16 protein-coding genes are annotated in these 20,287 nt (G+C 42.5%); 10 read left to right on the forward strand and 6 right to left on the reverse strand.

Going from position 1 to position 20,287, the window contains the following annotated elements; genetic code table 11:
- Positions 1-2: 2 nt before the first annotated feature.
- Complete coding sequence (locus QWZ17_RS13220; protein ID WP_290305709.1) at positions 3-1,148, reverse strand: DNA polymerase III subunit; 1,146 nt, start codon at positions 1,146-1,148, stop codon at positions 3-5.
- A 178-nt stretch (positions 1,149-1,326) separates the two neighbouring features.
- Here QWZ17_RS13220 and ruvX point away from each other — a divergent pair, with 178 nt between their 5' ends.
- A complete protein-coding gene (gene ruvX / locus QWZ17_RS13225; RefSeq protein WP_290305710.1) occupies positions 1,327-1,740 on the forward strand; it encodes a Holliday junction resolvase RuvX in 414 nt (137 codons plus the stop codon).
- Positions 1,741-1,808: 68 nt separating this feature from the next.
- Here the strand turns inward: ruvX and QWZ17_RS13230 are convergent, their stop codons facing one another.
- On the reverse strand, positions 1,809-3,392 hold the full coding sequence (locus tag QWZ17_RS13230; RefSeq protein WP_290305711.1) for a S41 family peptidase: 1,584 nt from the start codon (positions 3,390-3,392) through the stop codon (positions 1,809-1,811).
- A 102-nt stretch (positions 3,393-3,494) separates the two neighbouring features.
- Here QWZ17_RS13230 and murQ point away from each other — a divergent pair, with 102 nt between their 5' ends.
- The 3 genes from murQ (at position 3,495) to QWZ17_RS13245 (ending at position 6,647) form a co-directional block, all read left to right on the forward strand.
- Entirely contained in the window at positions 3,495-4,301 is an 807-nt protein-coding gene (gene murQ / locus QWZ17_RS13235) for an N-acetylmuramic acid 6-phosphate etherase (protein WP_290305712.1), read from the forward strand.
- Positions 4,302-4,393: 92 nt separating this feature from the next.
- A complete protein-coding gene (locus QWZ17_RS13240; protein WP_290305713.1) occupies positions 4,394-4,960 on the forward strand; it encodes a hypothetical protein in 567 nt (188 codons plus the stop codon).
- Between the two features lie 181 nt (positions 4,961-5,141).
- Complete coding sequence (locus QWZ17_RS13245; protein WP_290305714.1) at positions 5,142-6,647, forward strand: NAD(P)H-hydrate dehydratase; 1,506 nt, start codon at positions 5,142-5,144, stop codon at positions 6,645-6,647.
- Between the two features lie 329 nt (positions 6,648-6,976).
- Here QWZ17_RS13245 and QWZ17_RS13250 read toward each other — a convergent pair whose 3' ends face one another.
- Genes QWZ17_RS13250 through lipA form a run of 3 tightly spaced genes read right to left on the reverse strand, consistent with a single transcriptional unit; the run spans position 6,977 to position 9,311 of the window.
- Positions 6,977-7,834: an anti-sigma factor gene (locus QWZ17_RS13250; protein ID WP_290305715.1), complete on the reverse strand. Its 858-nt coding sequence runs from the start codon at positions 7,832-7,834 to the stop codon at positions 6,977-6,979.
- A 2-nt stretch (positions 7,835-7,836) separates the two neighbouring features.
- A complete protein-coding gene (locus QWZ17_RS13255) occupies positions 7,837-8,388 on the reverse strand; it encodes an RNA polymerase sigma factor (protein WP_290305716.1) in 552 nt (183 codons plus the stop codon).
- Between the two features lie 41 nt (positions 8,389-8,429).
- Positions 8,430-9,311, reverse strand: a complete 882-nt coding sequence (gene lipA, locus QWZ17_RS13260) for a lipoyl synthase (protein ID WP_290305717.1) — start codon at positions 9,309-9,311, stop codon at positions 8,430-8,432.
- Between the two features lie 469 nt (positions 9,312-9,780).
- Here lipA and QWZ17_RS13265 point away from each other — a divergent pair, with 469 nt between their 5' ends.
- The 4 genes from QWZ17_RS13265 (at position 9,781) to ytxJ (ending at position 13,681) form a co-directional block, all read left to right on the forward strand.
- The gene (locus QWZ17_RS13265) at positions 9,781-11,379 is read left to right on the forward strand and encodes an aminopeptidase P family protein (RefSeq protein ID WP_290305718.1); all 1,599 of its coding nucleotides are present in this window, start codon (positions 9,781-9,783) and stop codon (positions 11,377-11,379) included.
- A 267-nt stretch (positions 11,380-11,646) separates the two neighbouring features.
- Positions 11,647-12,324 carry a tetratricopeptide repeat protein gene (locus tag QWZ17_RS13270; RefSeq protein WP_290305719.1) on the forward strand — a complete coding sequence of 226 codons (678 nt, stop codon included), beginning with the start codon at positions 11,647-11,649 and terminating at the stop codon, positions 12,322-12,324.
- Positions 12,325-12,511: 187 nt separating this feature from the next.
- Positions 12,512-13,006 (forward strand): 6,7-dimethyl-8-ribityllumazine synthase, encoded by a 495-nt coding sequence (ribH, locus tag QWZ17_RS13275; protein ID WP_290305720.1) that lies wholly within the window; start codon positions 12,512-12,514, stop codon positions 13,004-13,006.
- Positions 13,007-13,351: 345 nt separating this feature from the next.
- On the forward strand, positions 13,352-13,681 hold the full coding sequence (gene ytxJ, locus QWZ17_RS13280) for a bacillithiol system redox-active protein YtxJ (protein ID WP_290305721.1): 330 nt from the start codon (positions 13,352-13,354) through the stop codon (positions 13,679-13,681).
- Positions 13,682-14,177: 496 nt separating this feature from the next.
- Here the strand turns inward: ytxJ and QWZ17_RS13285 are convergent, their stop codons facing one another.
- Positions 14,178-16,364, reverse strand: coding sequence for an alpha-galactosidase (locus QWZ17_RS13285; RefSeq protein ID WP_290305722.1), 2,187 nt, complete (start codon positions 16,362-16,364; stop codon positions 14,178-14,180).
- A gap of 412 nt (positions 16,365-16,776) precedes the next feature.
- On the opposite strand from QWZ17_RS13285, the gene QWZ17_RS13290 reads away from it, so the two are divergent.
- Positions 16,777-17,712 carry a DNA-3-methyladenine glycosylase family protein gene (locus QWZ17_RS13290; protein ID WP_290305723.1) on the forward strand — a complete coding sequence of 312 codons (936 nt, stop codon included), beginning with the start codon at positions 16,777-16,779 and terminating at the stop codon, positions 17,710-17,712.
- A 174-nt stretch (positions 17,713-17,886) separates the two neighbouring features.
- Positions 17,887-20,088, forward strand: a complete 2,202-nt coding sequence (locus QWZ17_RS13295; protein ID WP_290305724.1) for an ATP-binding protein — start codon at positions 17,887-17,889, stop codon at positions 20,086-20,088.
- The last annotated feature ends 199 nt before the right edge of the window (positions 20,089-20,287 follow it).

Raw genomic sequence — 20,287 nt, forward strand, 5'->3', positions numbered from 1 at the left:
AATTAACTTGGTATATATTGACTCCCCGCAGGGATGGTTTTTAAATTTAGTATTTTTATAATCTGTAAAGATACATCTAAAAATAAAATTTTAGGGTTTGCATTTCTCTCTACATGATAATGCGCTTTTTCAAGCTCGGTAGTTATATGTTGAGCCTTGGATAAATCCAAAACGTTAGTCATCTTTTGAGCGGTTTCCAGCTCTTTTGCCGGCAGGTGCACCAGATTGCCGGCCCCGGCCATCAGCAAACAGCACTCACGTATAAAGCTGATGCCGTAACGTAAAAAGTTTTTTTGGTTTTCGCGGCCCATCTTGGCAAAGCTATCTACAAATGATAAAACCTCCAGCCCTTTATTGCTGAAACACAGGCGCAGCCATTGCACAAACAGTTCATGATAGCTTTTGGTATCCTGCTGCAGCATGGTTAAGGCTTCGGTTAAGTTGCCGTTGGTAAGGTAGGCTATTTCAGATGCGGCATCTTCCGTTTGGTTGTGCTCGGCAATCAGATATTGCTTCACTTCTTCCGAATGCAGACAAGGCACTTTGATGAGTTGCGTACGCGATAGTATGGTGTTCAGGATCTGGTCCTGGTTTTGGGCTACCAAGATAAACAGCGTATTGGGCTGCGGCTCTTCAATAATTTTTAAAAGCGCGTTGCCTTCTTTATCTAAATATTCGGGCAACCAAAGGATCAGTATTTTGTATGCCGATTCAAAAGGCTTAAAACTGAGTTTTTTGATAATCTGGTGGCATTCGGCAATATTGATGTTGGCCTGTTTGTTTTCGGCATCAAGATATCCGCGCCAGGTATCCAGGTTCATGTAGGGGTTGCCGGTAAAGGCCTCGCGCCATTGTTCAATAAAAGTGAGCGCGGTATCATCCTTATGTTTGGCAAAAAACGGGTATGAAAAATGCAGATCGGGGTGCATCAGTTTGTTGTACTTGCGGCAAGATGCGCATACACCGCAGGAGTCGTCCGGCTGTTTATCTTCACACGATAGGTATTGAGCGTAAGCCACAGCCAATGCCAGGCTGCCCGAACCTTCGGGGCCTAAAAATAACTGTGCGTGACTAACCCTGTTCTCTGTCACCGAGTTAAGCAACCTTTGCTTTATATCCGCTTGTCCAACTATTTCCTTAAACTGCATTTGGTGCAAAATAGTAAGAAGATATGAGATTTGAGATATGAGATTTGAGACAGGTTGTGTTTTTAAGCAGAATCAAGAGATAAGAGTCAAAAATCAAGAAGGGAAAAATTTATCATAATATCCCATATCTTTGCCGATATATGAAATCTCATATCTCACATCTCATATCTCATATTTAATGAGAGTAATGGCTTTCGATTACGGCACCAAGCGCATTGGCATCGCGGTTACCGATCCTTTGCAGATCATCGCTACCGGACTGGATACCATACATCCCATGCACATTGTCGACTTTTTAAAAAACTATTTTAAAACTGAGCAGGTGGAGCGCTTTATTGTAGGCGAGCCCAAGCAAATGGATAATACGCCATCGCAATCGGCCATACATGTAAAAGGCTTTGTGGGCTTACTCAAAAAAACTTTTCCAGATGTGCCCATCGAAATGCTTGATGAGCGCTTTACCTCTAAAATGGCATCGGCAACTATAGCCCAAAGCGGCATGAATAAAAAAGGCAGGCAGAATAAGGAACTGGTAGATACTATATCGGCCGTGATATTGCTTCAAAGCTGGATGGATCGCAAAATGTTTTGATTGCGCTGTTGTTAAAGCCGGGAATCAGAATCCTGTAAATTCTGCCCAATCCTTTAAATCTTGTTATTTTATTGCTCAAGCGCCTTTTTGTAGGCTACGTCATTGGCGTTCATTACCTCATAGTAGGCGTTATCGCCCCATTTAAAGCGGGCCGCGTTGGCTTTGAGTATAGTTTTGATATACTCTTTTGAGCGTAACAACTCGCGCGAGTCCATTTCCTTTATAGTTTGGGAGGCATAAAGAATAAAGTTGCGAAAATCATCCTCCGTCACTGCGTAGTGTTTTATAAAATCGTTATTGCCGGTATACTTGTTAATGAGCGGCTGCATTTTGTCAATTACGTAGGCGGTAAACAATTGTTGTTCGCTTAAGCTCTGCAAAACCTGGGTATTTTGGGTGGTATCGGCAGGCACAAAAACATCGGGCATAATGCCGCCGCCGCTGTAAACCTTACGACCACTGCTGGTATGGTATGATGATCCTTTAAAAATGGTATCGTTGCGGTTACTTTGCTCAGAAAAAAGTTCGCCTTTTTGCATGCGTTGGGCCAGCTCATTGTGATAACTATCCAATCCGCCTTTGTATGATTTTTGGATTGAGCGGCCGGATGGCGTGTAATACCGGGCAACCGTTAAGTTCACAGCCGAGCCATCGCCAAAAGGAAATTGCTGCTGTACCAGGCCCTTGCCAAATGAGCGCCTGCCAACTATGGTAGCCCTATCCAGATCCTGCAAGGCACCCGATAAAATTTCACTTGCCGATGCCGAATATTCATCTATTAAAACAGTTACTTTTCCCTGTTGAAAAGCGCCCGAGTCTGTAGCAAAATAATCGGTGCGTGGCTCATGAATACCTTTGGTGTATACTATCAGCTTGCCTTTGCTCAAAAACTCATCGGCCATGGAGGTAGCCGCGCTCAGGTAACCACCACCATTGCCCCGCAGGTCAAGCACCAGTTTACTCATGCCATCGGCTTTCAGCTTTTTTAACGCGCTGCGAAAATCAACATCGGTTGTGGCGGCAAATTTGTTTATTTTGATATAACCTGTACCGGCGTTAGCCATGTAGGCGGCGTTTACACTGCTTAGGTCAACCCGGCCACGTTTCATGGTAAGCGGCGCGATAAGTTTGGTATTGGGTTCAATAACATCCATAGCTATGACTGCATCTTTTTCGCCCCTGAAAACATTGTTAACCCTTTCGGCCGTAAGTTTAGTACCCGAAAACGGTTTATGATCAATCTTAATTACTTTGGCGCCTGCCAGTAAGCCGGCTTTGGCGGCGGGGCCACCGGCGTATACCTGGGTAATAACCATGGTATCCCGCAGTAATTGGTATTCTATGCCGATGCCATTAAAGCCACCTTCCAAACGTTCATTAATATTCTGGGCCTGTTGAGGCGGCAGGTAAAGTGAGTGCGGATCAAGATTTTGGAGGAGTTGATTGATAGACGCGCCTTCAATACTATCTACATTTACGCTATCTACATAACTATGATCAACCAGGTTTAACACCTGCGAGATTTTATCATTGCCGGAAAATGAAAAGCCAAGATTTCTATTGGCGTTACTTCTACTGATATACAATCCAATAGTAACACCAACCAATAACAATATCAGGGTCCTGAAAATTACACCCGCAGTCTTTTTCATATTCAGCAAACAAAGTTAATGAATGCTTAACCAATAATTTTTATCGGCAGCCTTGCATTTGATGTTTTTTACCGAATTTTGTTATAAATTATTTAATAATTAATGGAAACCACCACCGAAAGGGAATCGAACTATAAAAACCTGGAACTGCAATCGGTAAAAGAAATCCTGGAAAATATAAACCGGGAAGATCAGTCGGTTGCAGTTTCGGTAGCTAAAGCTTTACCACAAATTGAAGCACTGGCAACCATCACTGCCGAGCGAATGCGCAATGGTGGTCGCTTATTTTACATAGGTGCCGGTACCAGCGGTCGCTTAGGCGTGGTTGATGCATCGGAATGCCCGCCAACATTTGGTGTGCCGTTTGATATGGTGGTTGGTATTATTGCCGGTGGCGATGGCGCCATACGCAAGGCAGTTGAATTTGCCGAGGATAACACCACCCAGGCCTGGGCAGATTTGCAGGAGTTTAATATCACCGCAAAAGATGTGGTTGTAGGCATTGCCGCATCGGGCACCACGCCCTACGTTATAGGTGGATTGAAAACTGCCAACGCGAATGATATTGTTACCGGCTGTATAGTTTGCAATAGTGGCAGCCCGGTTGCCGCCGTTTCCCAATACCCGGTTGAAGTAGTAACCGGCCCCGAGTTTTTAACCGGTTCCACCCGGATGAAGGCGGGCACCGCCCAAAAAATGGTTTTAAATATGCTGAGCACCAGCGTAATGATCCAACTGGGTAGGGTAAAGGGGAATAAAATGGTTGATATGCAGTTAAGTAATGATAAGCTAATCATTCGTGGTACCCGCATGGTAATGCAGGAAACCGGGCTGAGCGAGGCCGATGCAGCCGCTTTATTAAAGCAATATGGCAGCGTACGCAGCGCTGTTGATAATTATAAAAAATGATGTACAAATGTGCAGATTTCAGATGTGCAAATAAATGATTTGCCCTTTTCTTAATCTGCACATCTGCATATCTGTAATTTGCACATTTGAATATGCACGAGATAGAACCATTTTACCGCTGGAGAGACGACTACATTGCCGCCGAGGATGAGTTTTCGCCTTTTTACGCAACCGAATACAGTGAATTTGAGTTTGATAAACAGGTATACAATTACCTGCTGCATCCGCAATGGGATTCATTTGGCTCAAACACCCTGTACATGAAAGTGCTTTTTGCCGATTATGAAAAGGGCTATACCATTATAGAGTTTATTGGCGAATGGAATGACGCCATCAATAACGATATTATGATGCTGAAGCGCGAGATATTGGAGCTGATGATTGATAACGGCATCAGCTATTTTATTCTCATTGGCGAAAATATTTTAAACTACCACTCCTCTGATGACTGCTACTATGAAGAGTGGTTTCAGGATATTGAAGATGGCTGGATAGCAGGCATCAATTTCCGCGAGCACGTGATTGACGAATTTAAACGCAACAACATCGATTACTACATCAACTTTGGCGGCCAGCTGGATGACCTCGCCTGGCGTAGTCTCAAACCTATCCAGGTGTTTAAAAAAGTTGAGGAACAAATGGTGAAGAGATTGAATTAGGGCGTTGGGACTGGCGGACTGTTGGACTATGAGACTTTTGGACTAAAGAACAAATAGTTTAAAAAGCTTTTGCTTCAACAGAGCTACATTCCCGGTTTTAAATTTTTATAAGCGATTGCTTCCCCGTCTATCTTTCAAATCTTCTCAAAACAAAACAGATATTTCTCTACTTTAGAAGTATATGTTATCTCTACTCGTTTCCGAACAAATACGCCAGGCCGATGCTTTTACCATAGCCAATGAGCCAGTTTCATCCGTTGATTTGATGGAGCGGGCATCTAAAGCTTTTGTGGGCTGGTTTATAAACCATTTTCCGGATAAGCAAACGGCGATATCTTTTTACTGTGGAACCGGCAATAATGGCGGCGATGGTTTAGCCATAGCGCGCCTGCTAAAAGAACATCATTACAAAAATATCAACATTAAAATTGCCCGCTTTAGCGATAAAGCATCCGCAGATTTTAATATCAACCTTTCCCGGCTAAAGCAAACAGAGATCGCCTTAAGCGAAATACAAAAAAACGATGAGCTGCCGGAGGAAAACGCGACAATTATTATCGATGCATTATTGGGTAGCGGCTTAAACAAACCCCTAACAGGCGATTATGAACGGCTGGTAAATCACATCAATTCGCTTAATAAAACCATTGTAGCGGTGGATGTGCCTACAGGTTTTTTTTCTGAGGGTGAAGTGCAGGCCGATGCTGTGGCTATTAAAGCAGATTTGGTAATTACCTTTCAACAACCCAAAATCAATTTTTTACTGCCCGAATCAGGCCCCTATATCCGTTGCTGGGAGGCTGTTAATATCGGGATCAATGAACAATTTATACAATCCTTAAACTCGCCATACCAGTTTATAGGAGAAAAAGATATTCGCGGAATATTAAAGCCCAGGCACCACTTTAGCAATAAAGGAACCTACGGGCATGCGTTGATCATAGCAGGCCAGGCCCAAACAATGGGGGCGGCGTTATTGAGTGCCGCGGCCGCGGCACATGCCGGCGCGGGTTTAACAACTGCATGCGTACCCGAAAGCGGCTTAACAGCCCTTAATAGTTACCTGCCCGAAATTATGGCCATAGTAAGAAGCGAAAACAAAATTCCGGATATTGAATGGGATAAATTTAGCGCGATAGCCGTTGGCCCTGGCCTTGGCAAAAGTAAAGATGCCGCTATCCTTTTGTTAACCCTGGTCAAAAGACATAAAAACCCTTTGGTAATTGATGCCGACGCGCTTAATTTACTGGCGGCCGATAAAATATTATTGCAAAAGCTACCTGCCGGCAGTATTTTAACGCCCCACATGAAAGAGTTTGATCGCCTGTTTGGTGCACATAAAAACTGGTGGACACGGCTGCAAACCGGCATGCAAAGGGCAAGGGAATATAATATTTACATCGTTTTAAAAAACGATTACACTATTACCATATCTCCCGAAGGTAAATGTTATTTTAACTCCACCAGCAACCCTGCAATGGCATCTGGCGGGATGGGCGATGTACTTACCGGTGTTATTGCCGCCTTGCTTGCGCAAAAATATTCGCCTTTAGATGCCTGCCTGGCGGGCGTTTATATCCATGGTAAAGCAGGTGATGAATTGGCCTTACCCAATAGACTTAATGTGGTGTTACCCGGTAAACTGACCTCTCAGCTGCCTGTTACTATGGCGAAATTAATGGCATAAAAAAAGGGATGCAAGTATCATACATCCCTTTTTGATTAACTATTAACTGATCTTATAAAGAACTAAATACTCATATTAATGAGTTAGATCTATCACTTACATTTTCAATTTTCACAGGTTCTGTTTAATCTAACTGGTTATAAGACGCCCCGGGCATCCTAATAGTTACAAAAAAACGAATAAATGGTTTGGGTTATTGTTAAAAAGCTGTTAAATAATTACAAAAGGGTACGTTTTTTTAACAAAAGCGCCCAAACATGCTCTTTTTTAATCAAAAAGGACGTTCCACATAGTGAAACGTCCTCTATTTAAAATGCGAATTTATTTTTTTAGTACTTGCCTAAAACCACCATTTGATCAAGTGTTGGGTTAACACTACCGCCCCTTGGCTCTAAAGTTACCGCGAAAGCGTCTGCCGAGGCAATTGATTTCATCTCCTTGATGCTGACTGTGCTATCGCTCACCGAATCAAATACACCCAGGTCAACCGGCTTGCCACCTACAAGGGCCCAAAGCTGGTATTGATGTGCCTTATCGTTTTCGGCCATTTTCATGTTGGCAATATCCAAAACAACTTTTTTCTTGCCCGGGCTAAATGCTAATGTAAGGGCCGATGTTTCATTTTTTGGTGTACCCTTTAAGCGAATAAGCTTATAGGAGGTATCCCTAAAAACGGTCAGCTCCTTATCCATCAGGTTTACCTGGTTGGCAAATTGCTGTTTACTTTGCTGTAAGGATAGCAGTTGGGTATTTGAATCCTGTAACTTGTTATTTAGATTAAAGATTGCTACCGCGCTTGCTATCAATAAAGCAAGACTGGCTGCAAAGGCATATTTATAAAAGTTACCTTCTTTGCGTGCAGGCATCGCTACAATTTTATTGTCCTGCTGTTCTTCGTCTTCGTAAGTATCCGCCTCGGTATGCAATGGGGCTGCAGTAAAATTACTATCATCACCAAAATTGGTAAGTAAGCTACCCAATATTCTGCCTCTTAAGTTTTCTGATGGTTCAACCGCGTTTTCTTTTGCATACCGCTCCATTGATAGCTCTATTTCATCCAGTTCGGCTTTTACCTCCGGATGTTTCAAAGCCATCGCCTCAACCTGGTGCTTCTCGTCGGGGGTAATATCCCCCAGAACGTAAAGCTCCAGAATGCCTGTTTCGATATATGCTTTTAAATCTTCCACTTTCAATTAAAATGTTTTCTGAGTTCCTGTATGCCCATTCTTAACCTGGTTTTAATGGTACCCAACGGAATGCCCAGCTCTTCGGCCGCCTCCACGTGTGTGTACCCTTTAAAATAAACCAGGTCAATGATCGATTTCTGGTCTGACTTTAAAGTCTGTACCAAATCTTTAACACCCATCAACTCAGGCTTGTAAACTGTATTCCTTTGTTCGTCTATGGAAGTTACGTTATTTTCAATCTCCTGGTTTTTGTTTTGGTTCTTAAAATCTTTTGATCTGATTTTGTCAATTGCCAGGTTGCGGGCAATATTAACCATCCAGGTAAATAAACGACCTTTATCGGTACTGTAGCTTGAAAAGGAATGCCAGATTTTTACGAAAGTTTCTTGTAAAATATCTTCTGCTATAGCGGTATCTATAACAATACGGGATATAACACCAAATAAAGATGACGAATACATGTCATAAAGCGCTTCAACAGCAACCTTTTCATGGTTCCTTAGTGCAAGCACTAATTCGTCTTCAGAAAGTGATATTTTGCGTTTTTTGCTCAATTTGGTTTATTACTCGTTGCGGTGAAGATATAAAGGATATATTACATTTCAAACAAATGTTTTTCGGCATGATAAGATGAACGCACCAGTGGTCCGCTTTCTACATACCTGAAACCTTTATCGAGGCCAATTTGTTTTAATTTGGCAAACTGATCTGGATGAATCCAGTCAATAACCGGGTGGTGGTTACGTGTTGGCTGTAAATACTGGCCAAGCGTCAGTATATGCACACCGGCGGCAAGCAAATCGTCCATAGCTTCTAAAAGATCCTCTTCGGTTTCGCCCAAACCAAGCATAATGCCCGATTTTGTACGCAAGCCAGCTTCAGATACATGTTTTAAAGCCTCTAAGCTACGATCATACTTAGCCTGGATGCGTACCTCTTTAGTTAAGCGGCGCACAGTTTCAAGGTTGTGGGATACTACTTCGGGGCGGGTTTCCAGCACGCGGGCCAGGTTATCCCAGTTGCCCCTAAAATCGGGCAGCAGGGTTTCTAAAGTAGTTTCGGGACTTTCACGGCGAATGGCGTTGATGGTTTCGGCCCAGATAATGGAACCTCCATCTTTTAAATCATCACGATCAACAGACGTGATTACGCAGTGCTTCACCTGCATCAGTTTTACGGATGTGGCTACACGGTTTGGCTCATCAACATCAACAGCCAAAGGCCTGCCGGTTGCAACGGCGCAAAACGAGCAGGAGCGGGTACAAATGTTACCCAATATCATAAAAGTAGCTGTGCCGGCACCCCAGCACTCGCCCATATTAGGGCAATTACCACTTTCGCAAATAGTATGCAGTTTGTGTTCATCAACCAAACCGCGTACATGAGCATATTCTTTTCCTATGGGAAGCTTTACCCTAAGCCAATCGGGCTTACGTTGTACCTGGCTCACCGCGGGAACTACCGGCAATTCAATCATGTTGCAAATGTAGTTAAAAAGCAAGTAACCAATTACAGCCTTATCCTTTGGTTGTAATAATTATTACAGAAGAGTGATGCGCGTGAAAAATCCAGCTATGATAAAAAGTGCTTATATTAGTATTTAAAGGGTCCGCACATGCCTACTCATATTAAATCTAACCAACATTTAAGCGTATAGGCCTACTCACCATGGAAATCAATTTTAACATTTTCATACAAGGAGAGATCTTTCAATGAGCACACAACAGGTAGCCGCGATGCGGCATCGAATATTTAATAAAACGAAAAATTGCCGCATCGCGGCTACCTATTTGTAGAACAGATATTTTGTTTTTTTTGCTCCGTAGGAGCTACCTTTTACAACGCAAATCTTTAAAAGCGATTTCCCTGGCTACTCATTTGTCATCAACCGGCTCTCATTTTTATTTGATATTATTGTATGTTGATTTTACCTCAAAACTTTCATCATGAAACTATTTAACAAAGCTTTTTTAGCTGCCTCGGTCATGTGCCTTAGCTCGGCCATTGCCTCTGCGCAGGTGGCCTCTTATCCCGATAACTTACCCAAGGATTATTTAACCAAGGAATTTCATGCCGGCAGGCGACAGGCGCTGCGCGATTTGATGCCCGCCAATTCTGTAGCGGTGGTGTTTTCTTACCCCGAGCGCGTTTTCTCTAAAGATGTAAATTACGTTTATCACCAAAATCCCGATATGTACTATTTTTCGGGTTATAAAGAGGCCGATGCCATGTTGTTGATATTTAAAGAAATGCAGGGTAGTGGCGATAGTACTTATAATGAGATCCTGTTTGTACGTAAACGTAACGCCGCCCAGGAACAATGGACCGGCAGGCGACTTGGGGTAGAAGGTGCCAAAACACGCCTTGGTTTTAAAAGGGTTTACAACGGCGAGGATTTTGCAAAACTCCCGCTTGATTTTAAAAAATTCAGCACAGTAATTTATGACGAAATGCCCGATGCCATTGATGGCGATGAAGGCCTGGCCGATTTGGTTAAAACCTTCAAAACCAAAGTTAATGTACCCGATATTGATAAAGCTTTAATGGCCGATCTTTCGCTCATAGGGCAGCGCGGTACCCCAAGTAATATAGCACGCATATTGGCTTATATTAAACCACGTTTAGATGGCGAGGCTTATAAAAACAGTGCTCTTATACAAGAGTTAGTTGCCAAGCCCGATTCGGCCACGTTGATGGATGTTAAGGCTAAAATTAAAGTGGCTTATGGTGCAACCGGCGCTTTTGCCGCTTACACCACCGCTTTAAGAGGTATTAAAACACCGGAAGAATTAGCGCTGATTGGTAAAGCGGTTCAAATTTCGTCGTTAGCCCACGCCGAGGTGATGCGCGCCATTAAGCCAACCAGCGGCGAGCAGGAACTGGAGGGCATATTTATGTACATGCATAAAAAATATGGTGCCGAAGATGAGGGCTACCCACCAATTGTTGGCGCAGGCGCAAACGGCTGTATTTTACATTACGAAGAAAACAATGTACCCAAAGTTGATAACCAATTGGTTTTAATGGATGTTGGTACCGAATATCATGGCTATTCGGCCGATGTTACTCGCACGGTACCAGCCAGCGGCAAATTCACCGAAGATCAGAAAGCCATTTACCAGTTGGTTTATGATGCCCAGGAAGAAGTATTTAAACTTTGCAAGCAAGGGGTTAAATACGCGTCGCTGGAGCAAAAAACCGGGGAGGTATTAGCAGCCGGACTTATTAAATTAGGCATTATAAAAGATGCCAAAGAATTGCGCACTTACTACCCGCACGGCGTATCGCACCACATGGGCTTAGATGTGCATGATAAAGGCGAATATGCAGGCAACCTGGAAGAAGGTATGGTAATAACCGTTGAGCCGGGTATTTATATTCCTGCCGGCAGCCCTTGCGATAAAAAATGGTGGAACATTGGCGTGCGTATAGAAGATGACGTAGTGATAGGTAAAGATAAATGCACCATTTTATCGGCAGATGCACCACGCAAATGGCAGGATGTTGAAAAAACCGCCGCAGAGAAAAGCATCTTTAAGAAATAAGTTAAAATTCAAAAATAAAAATTCAAAAGGCACGGTGCATATTGTGCCTTTTGAGTTTTGATGGCGGCTGTTTTATTAAAGCTTTGTTTATGTATGTTTGACGATGGCACACTTTAGATTAGGCGTTTTGTGAGCCATCTTGCTACTTGATACTAACTACTTGATACTATAAGTGATACTTAAAAACACCACCGATAATTAAAATAAATAAGCTATTGCCAGAAATGTTGAAAACTGTAACTTTGCAAACTTAATTTTGTTATAACAATGTCAAAAACCCAGGCGAATACCAAAGTTGCTACGCCAGAAACTAATTTCGGAAACAGCGGCAGCTTCGTGCGCGAGAATCAAAAAAGCTTAATTTTTATAGGCGGAGCTGTAGTTGCCCTTATCGTAATTTATTTATTATACCTTAAAGTATACTTAGGTCCGCTTGAAACAAAAGCAGCCAACCAAATGTACAGGGCACAGGATTTTTGGGCGCAAAAAGATTGGGATAAAGCCATTAAAGGCGACGCCAGCTACCCGGGTTTTGAAAAAATCATTGCAGACTATGGCAATACCAAAGCTGCAAACCTTGCTTACTTCTATTTAGGTACCGCTTACCTAAACAAAGGCGAATACCGCAAAGCCATTGATGACCTTACCAGCTACCGCGGTGATGACATCATGATTGCTGCAGAGGCGCTTGGTGGTATTGGCGATGCTTATGTTGAATTGAAAGATTACAGCAATGCAACAACTTACTTCAACAAAGCTGTTGATAAATCTAAAAACAAATTCCTTTCGCCGCTTTACCTTAAAAAATTAGGTTTGGTTTACGAAGAAACTAAAGACAATAAATCTGCCAGCGAGGCATACAAAAGAATAAAAACCGAATACCCTGAAAGCGCGGAAGCACAAAACATCGATGAATACATCGCCCGTGCCGAAGCGAAATTATAATTCTTGATTTCGGATATTTTGATTTCGGATTTCGAATGTTCGATTTCGGATTTATTTGAGGAGCGATAAGCCAACTCAATTGATCTGGAATCGAACATTTTACTTTATATCCAAACTACAAATCGTAATATCGCATATTCTAAAATTAAAAATCCGAAATCGAACATCCCAAATCCGAAATACAAACATGGCCTCACAACTTAAAAACCTTTCAGATTTTTCGCATACCACCATACCTTCTGCCGCGCCTTACCGTTTTGGGATAGTTGTTGCAGAGTGGAATGCCGAAATTACCAATGCCCTTTACCAGGGAGCTTATAACAGCCTTATTGTTAATGGCGCGTTGGCCGGCAATATTGTTAGCTATACTGTACCGGGCAGTTTTGAACTAACATCTGGTGCCGATTTACTTTTAAAAACAGGCAAGCTTGATGCTGTGATTTGCCTGGGTTGCGTAATACAGGGCGAAACCCGCCATTTTGATTTTATTTGTAACGCTGTAGCAAACGGAGTAAGCAATGTTGCTATAAAATATGCTAAACCTGTTATATTTGGTGTATTAACAACTGATAACCAGCAGCAGGCTATTGACCGTGCAGGTGGCAAACATGGTAACAAAGGCGACGAAGCCGCGATAACCGCCATAAAAATGGCCGCGCTTGCCGAAACTTTAAACAACTAATTTGCGTTAAAACAGCATAGCATTAAAAAAATGAAAAAATTAATTTACATAGCTATTATAGCTTTAGCGGTTGGCAGCATATCATCATGCTCAAACAAATTATGCCCGGCTTACGGTTCCTATCCTAAGAGTGGTCGCTAACAGGCAATTGTCATTTTTATTGTCGGTTAAACACTTTAAACAGTTTTTGTGTTATAATTGCTGAAGAGTCAAGATACAAGAATCAAGATTCAAGATAAAATTTAACACACTAACGAAGAGATTAAGAACGGGTACAGTCAGAAACTTGAAGAGTATTTTTATTCTTCTCTTGATTCTTGACTCTATTTTTAAGATATAATTGTTATGAACTGGATAGCGCTGGAGTCGGCAGATCAATTAAACGAAATCAAAAATAACGAGGGCTATAGCCTCATTTTTAAACATAGCACACGCTGTTCTATCAGCATGATGGCCAAAAGGCGTTTTGAGTTGGATTGGGAAGACCTGCCAGAAGATATGCCCCTTTACTTTTTAGATCTTATCAAATACCGGGATTTATCAGGTATGGTAGCGCAGCTTTTTGATGTTCATCATGAGTCACCGCAGTTATTGCTCATCAAAGATGGCGAATGTGTATTAGATCAATCGCATGGTGCTATTTCTGTTGAAGAAGCACTGAGCGTATTAAGCTAAGGTTTTAAGACATTGAATACTGGAAAAGGCGCCCCATGGTGCCTTTTTTTGTTTGTTAGCTGTTGGCTATTGCTCAGAAAATTGTTTTGCTGAATTTTGCAGCTATCTATGGCATATTTTAAACTCTGTCATCCTGAAACGCAGTGAAGGATCTATTCTACGCCGTTCCTATTCGCTCTGAAAGTTCGCGAAAAGATGCTTCGTGCCTACCCATGACAAGTTGTAAAAATGGAAGTCATCCTGAACTTGTTTCAGGACCCCACAGGACAAGCGACGGCATAAGGTATACTTAGCAAGTGGGGTGCCGAAACAAGTTCGGCATGACGTTAGGATTAAAAGTGATTGTCATATCCACTTTCAGAGTCCACGGATTTTACAACTCAGCATGACAAGGTGAAAAGGGGAGTAATGCAGCCTCATTCATACCTTCAAAGTTCGCCGGATTTTAAAACTCAGCGTGCCCCCTTCTTTCAAATACCGGCACTTCCCTCTCCTCCTATATCGCCGTCACCTTCAAAACCACGCTTGTTCTGCGCGCGTCTGCCTGTGGGTTAAAGCCTATTTTCATTAAAAAATCACCGGAGTAGGTTTTGTTTTTATCTATATAGGATCTGCTGTTTGGATATTGGTTTATCTCTTCTATCCTGTATTTTTTTGTCGGATCAAGACCTTTTAATTTAATGGGAATGGTGATAGCCGCGCTAAGCAGGGTAGATACATAGTAGTTAAAAACAATAGCCGTGGTTTGCTGCTCGTTTACGTAAGCCACTGATGCCACACTGTTTTCATAGGGATCTTGCAGGCGATATTGCTGGCCGTGCCAAATGATATCTTTAATACTGTTGTATATGGCAACCGCATTTTGGCTAAAGGCAAGGTCTTTGGGCGATAGTTCATTTACCCTTACATCATAACCCAGTTTGCCCATCATGGCCACGTCTGTTTTAAATTTAATAGGCTGCCTGCCCATTGCGGTAACATGGTTATCCATGGCTATGGATGGGAAATAGTACGAATACTCCCACTGAATAAAAATCCTATCCAAAGGGTTGGTATTATCACTTGGCCAAAATTCTGTAAAATATTGCAGCGCCGCGTAATCAACCCGCGAACCGCCGCCCGCGCAAAGCATCATAGGAGTTTTAGGATATTTTTTACGAATGCGCTCCAAAACTTTGTTAAGCCCGCGTACATAATCTACATAAAAACTACCCTGGTTTTTTAGCGTTGGCGAGTTGGCGTTATAAATAAGTGAGTTGCAATCCCATTTAATAAAACCTAATTCTGGTACTTCCTTAAAAATATTATCTACGGTTTCATATACAAAATCCTGCACTTTGGGGTTGGTTAAATCCAACACCAACTGATCGCGCATGTAATATTCCTTGCGCTCGGGCTGCCTGATGATCCAGTCGGGATGGTTTTCATATAGCTCGCTTTTGGGGTTCACCATTTCGGGTTCCAGCCAGATGCCAAATTTTACACCCGCCGCGGTAGCTTCCTTACCCAGTGCGCTGATTCCGTTTTTTAATTTCTGCCGGTTATATTGCCAATCGCCCAGGCCACTGGTGGCGTTATTACGCGGGTATTTGTTACCAAACCAACCGTCATCTAACAAAAAAACATCAACCCCTAACTTTTTGGTATCCTGTATAAGGCTGCTCAGCTTTTCGTCATTAAAATCAAAATAGGTAGTTTCCCAGTTATTTAAAATGCTGAGCCGTTCACCCTGGCCTTCCCTCAACTGGTAATTCCGGGCCCAGTTTTGCAGGCTTCGGCTGGCCTGCCCCCTGCCGTTTGATGAATAGGTGTACACCAAACGCGGCGTTACAAAGTTTTCGCCGGGTTTTAAAGTATAGTCGGACGAGAAGTTGTTAATACCCGCCGTAATGCGCAGGTAATATTCATCAAACGTTTCAAAATCGAGTTTAAAATTACCGGTCCACTCCAATGATCCGGCAATCACATCGCCCTCATCTTCGGTGGCTGGCTTATCAACAGAAACCATGAACGATGATGAGTTTAACAGGTTTTCGCGGGTGCCCAGTTTGGAGTCGATGGTTTTAATGCCATGCAAAAGCTGCTGCTCTTCAGATCGCATTTCTCGGCCCCAACCGCTGTAATGATTTTTAAGGAAAAACTTTTTGCCGCTTAAGGTAAGATTGGCCGACGCGTACTTATTGAGCACGATAGTTCCTTTTTCCCGGTGCTTGATCTCGGCCCATTGCTCAATCACATCCTCGTTAAAATAGGCCAGGTAGTTAAGCGATACTTCAAAATTGTATTTGGGGTCTTTAAGGTGCAGCACCGTAAGCTTGCGGTTTGGGTCGATCTGTTTTTCGTCGATAGATGAAAATACCAATACGGTAGATTTATTGCCATCTGCATGGGTTACAGATAGCGCCGGTTCTAACAGGTTTAATGATCCCGAGGCGATATAGGCCTCACGCTTATTAAAAAGGTCATCAGAACCTGGTACATATTTATCTAACTGCTGTACCTCTTTGTACTCGTCGGCATTATCAAGTTTGCGGCCAATGTACGTGCTGATCACCGAATTATCTTTATCGGTTTCCAAAATCAATACATTGTTTTTTGTGGCGATGGAGATGTTTTTTTGCGCCATGCCGGTTAATCCCATTAACATAAGCAACGCAAAGAGTGGTAAAAATTTCCTGATCATTTTTGATAATATCAATTACAATAATACAGAAACGGGCCCGACATATATTAGCATCCTTTCACCGGTTATTAGCCAAAAATGAGGCGCTTAACCGTCGGCTCTGTAGGTTGACGAAGACTCGGCAGGTTACTTAAACTCCCGCGAGCTTATAGCTCGTGGGTGCCATGGTTGCAGCTTTCAGCTGCCCCGCCGTTCATCTGTAACAACACCGGAAGCCAAAGGCTTCAACCAGCTTTACCCACGAGTTACGCTACGCTAACCTCGCGGGAGATAGTACCTAAGTCTCGGCTCTGTAAATGGGCGAAAACTCACCCGGCTGCGCTTCGCCAACCACGCTCTTTTTAAGCCCTGTTACCGCATAAACCGCAACAACCGGGTATGTTTACTCAAAATTCCGTGTTAGCTTTGCCTAATGATCACCAGCATCAACATTTCGCAAAAGCAATATTTTAACTGGCAAGAGTGCCTGTGGTATTTAGACAGGGGATTTGATGACTGTGTTTACCAGGTGCGACCCGGATGCGTGAGGCGGGCATTTGAGTTTGAGGGTGAAGCGGTGCTGGTTGATATTTCATATGCCAATGGCGCCCTCACGCTGCAATGGCTTATCGGCACAAAATCTACAGCGACAATTAACCACGTACATCAGTTTGTTGCCGATTGGTTTGACCTGGAAACTGATCTTACACCGTTTTATAAGCTGCTATTGGCAAATCAGCCATTGGCTTACATGGCCCAAAGCTTCAAAGGCTTGCGGTTTGTTGGCATGCCCGATATTTTTGAGTCGCTGGCCTGGGGTATTATAGGGCAGCAAATTAATTTGAGTTTTGCTTATAAACTTAAACGCCGGCTTGTAGAAACGTATGGTACAAGCTTGCTTTATGGCGATGGGAAATACTGGATATTTCCTACTCCAGCCAAACTATCCGGTCTTCAACCCGATGACCTCCGGCAACTACAGTTTTCGCAAAAAAAGGCCGAATACCTAATTACCGTTGCTAAACAATTTGCAGATAACGCTTTGAGCAAAAATATCGTTTTAGCGTTGCCGGATTTTCTCTCGCGCCAAAAAATACTCACCAGCATAAGAGGTATTGGCGTGTGGACAGCCAATTATGTGCTCATGAAAAGTTTAAAGGAAAGATCAAGCATTCCTTATGGCGACGCGGGCATATTAAAAGCGTTGATTTTACATGGCTTCATGAAGGATAAAACAGATTTGCAGGGGATGGATAGCTTTTATAAAACCTTTGCCGGCTGGGAATCATACCTCAGCTTTTATTTATGGCGAAGCCTGGCTAATAAGCCCGAAGAACAAGAGACCTCTGTTATGCCGCCTTCTTTGTAACAATTTTATCAGCAAAACCAGGAAACTACAGGAAAACTTTTTCTCCTGGGGGCGTTTTTTATCCGTGTAAAACTTTAGGCTCTAAACCTTTAAAAACCAAATTATAATAGCAAGGTTACTTAGCTAAATGCTGTTAGCAGCGTCAAAACGGCATTTAGTTAACTTTTACTGCTTATGATTAAAGGTGTTAGTAAAATTCCTGTTAAACGATACGGCTTAATTGTGGCACTGCTGCTCCTGTTATTTTGCGGCGTATTTTACCTGTATTTACACTTTCATAAAGCACAGAATTTAAAAGGCAATATCAGCAGACTGATATCGGCCCGCGAAAACTCGGCCTTGATTGATAGCTGCCTGTTGGATTTGTATAACGCTGATAATAACATTCACCTGTATGCAATTACGGGCGATAAAACCTATAAGAAAAAATATCTGGCCCAGATAGGGGCAGTAGCCTCCAACATGCAAAAGGTGAAGCTTGATAACAAGCAGTTGCAAAACCTTAGCCCCGAAAAACTGAACGCGTTACTGGTTCAAAAAAATGATAAAACCAATAACTATCTTAAATTACGATCACTTACCGATAGCCTGATATCGTCAACCATGAAAGTTAAAAAAATTCAGGCCTATAAAAAAGAGATAGTAGCTGTACCCGTAGTGAAAACCACCAACACAGTGGTGCATGTGGATACCATTAAAATGCCGGCAGCAAGCCCGAAACGGAAAAAGTTTTTCGGGCGCATTGTTGACGCCTTCGCCGGAAAGGATAATGCAGACAAAGCGGCTTCCGCGCAAAAAATGGTGGTAAAGCGAGATACCCAGGTTAAAACTGTTGAGCAGATAAAAACAGTTTATACACCGGTTGAACCAAAATCGACTGGTTATTATAGCAAACTCAATTCGGCCAATATCAATTTAAAAACCAGCGAACGCGAAATTCTTAAAATTAATAACAACCTTATTGATGCTATTATAAGGGAATTGCAGCAGTATAAAATTGCCGAACAGGATTACGCCAAAGCCAGTAAAACCGAACTTGCCGGCCAGGTTACTGATGTTTTTAAAGAGTATAGCTACCTATCGAAACTTACTGTGGGTGCTTTATTGCTTTGCATGGTAGTATTGCTGTACAACATATGGAAAATTTTCAGAAACGGAGAGGAGCTGCTGTCACAAACGGACAAGGCCCAGCAGTATGCTATTAACAAAAGCCGCTTTTTGGCCAGTATGAGCCATGAAATTCGTACACCGCTAAACTCGGTACTTGGCTTTGCCGAGCAGATGAGCATGGGCCGGTTGGATGATGAGCAAACAGAACAGATCAACGCCATCAGGAGCTCATCGCAAATGCTGTTGGAAGTGGTGAACGAGGTTTTGGATTTTTCAAAATATGAAACAGGGAGAATCGCTTTCGAAAATCAGCCATTCATGGTTTATCAGGCATTGGAATCGGTATATAACGCGGTTAGCATCCAGGCTGCCCGCAAGGGTATTGATTTGCAAATGCACCTGCAATTTAACGAGGATACCTGTTTTGCCGGCGATGTATTGCGCCTGAAGCAGCTGGTGATGAATTTGCTGGTTAACGCCATGAAATTTACTACCAATGGCGAAGTTATCTTACACGCCAGCAGCACGCCGCCTGTTAACGGTAAAACTACCTTGCTGGTAAAAGTAAAAGATACCGGCATCGGCATAAAAAAACAAAATATACCCACCTTATTTGATGAATTTGTGCAGGTTGATGAGGCCCAAAGGGTAACCCACCATAAAGGCACCGGGCTTGGTTTGGCTATTTGTAAAAAGATTGTTGAATTGCAGGGCGGTAAAATCAAGGTAGTTAGTGAGCTGGGTAAAGGATCGGTGTTTAGTTTTGAACTGCCCTTTACTTTGGCCGATAAAGCAGACTGTGCCGTTGAAAAACCTATTGATATAGCGGAGTTAGCCAATGAGGTAAAGGGCAAACACGTTTTATTGGTTGATGATAATCACCTGAATATTTTGCTGGCCAAAACCATACTCAAAAAATGGAATATAAGCTGTGATGCTGCTTACAATGGCGAGATGGGTTATAAATTATTTGAGGCCAATAACTATGACCTGGTACTTACAGATATTCAAATGCCGGTAATGGGAGGCCTGCAACTTACGGGCCTTATTCGCAAAAATAAGAATATGCTTAAGGCCGAAACCCCCATTATTGCCCTTACCGCCAACGTTATGAAAGAGGACAGGGATGTGTATTTACGCAGCGGAATAAACGATTTAGTGCTAAAACCCTTTGTAGAGCTTAGCCTGATAGGTAAGATTGCCACCCAAATAGGGTTAAAAGAGGTACCATTTGTGAATTTTTCGGTCGAAAAAATCGAAAACTGATGCATTTTTGGCAAAAAAGACCCTGTTTTAATGAAAAACTGGTGTTTTTTAACCAAAACCGCACTTTTTTTGCCGAAAAATTAGTCTACTAAATCTATAGTGCTTATCTTTGGTCAATTGTTATTATCGATCTAACCAATTAGTTCTTTATGGTAAATAATGAGGTCAGTCAACTTAAAAAAAAAGAGGTAGCCGTAGG

This window comes from Mucilaginibacter flavus, assembly GCF_030409315.1.
In the GTDB taxonomy this organism is placed as follows: domain Bacteria; phylum Bacteroidota; class Bacteroidia; order Sphingobacteriales; family Sphingobacteriaceae; genus Mucilaginibacter; species Mucilaginibacter flavus.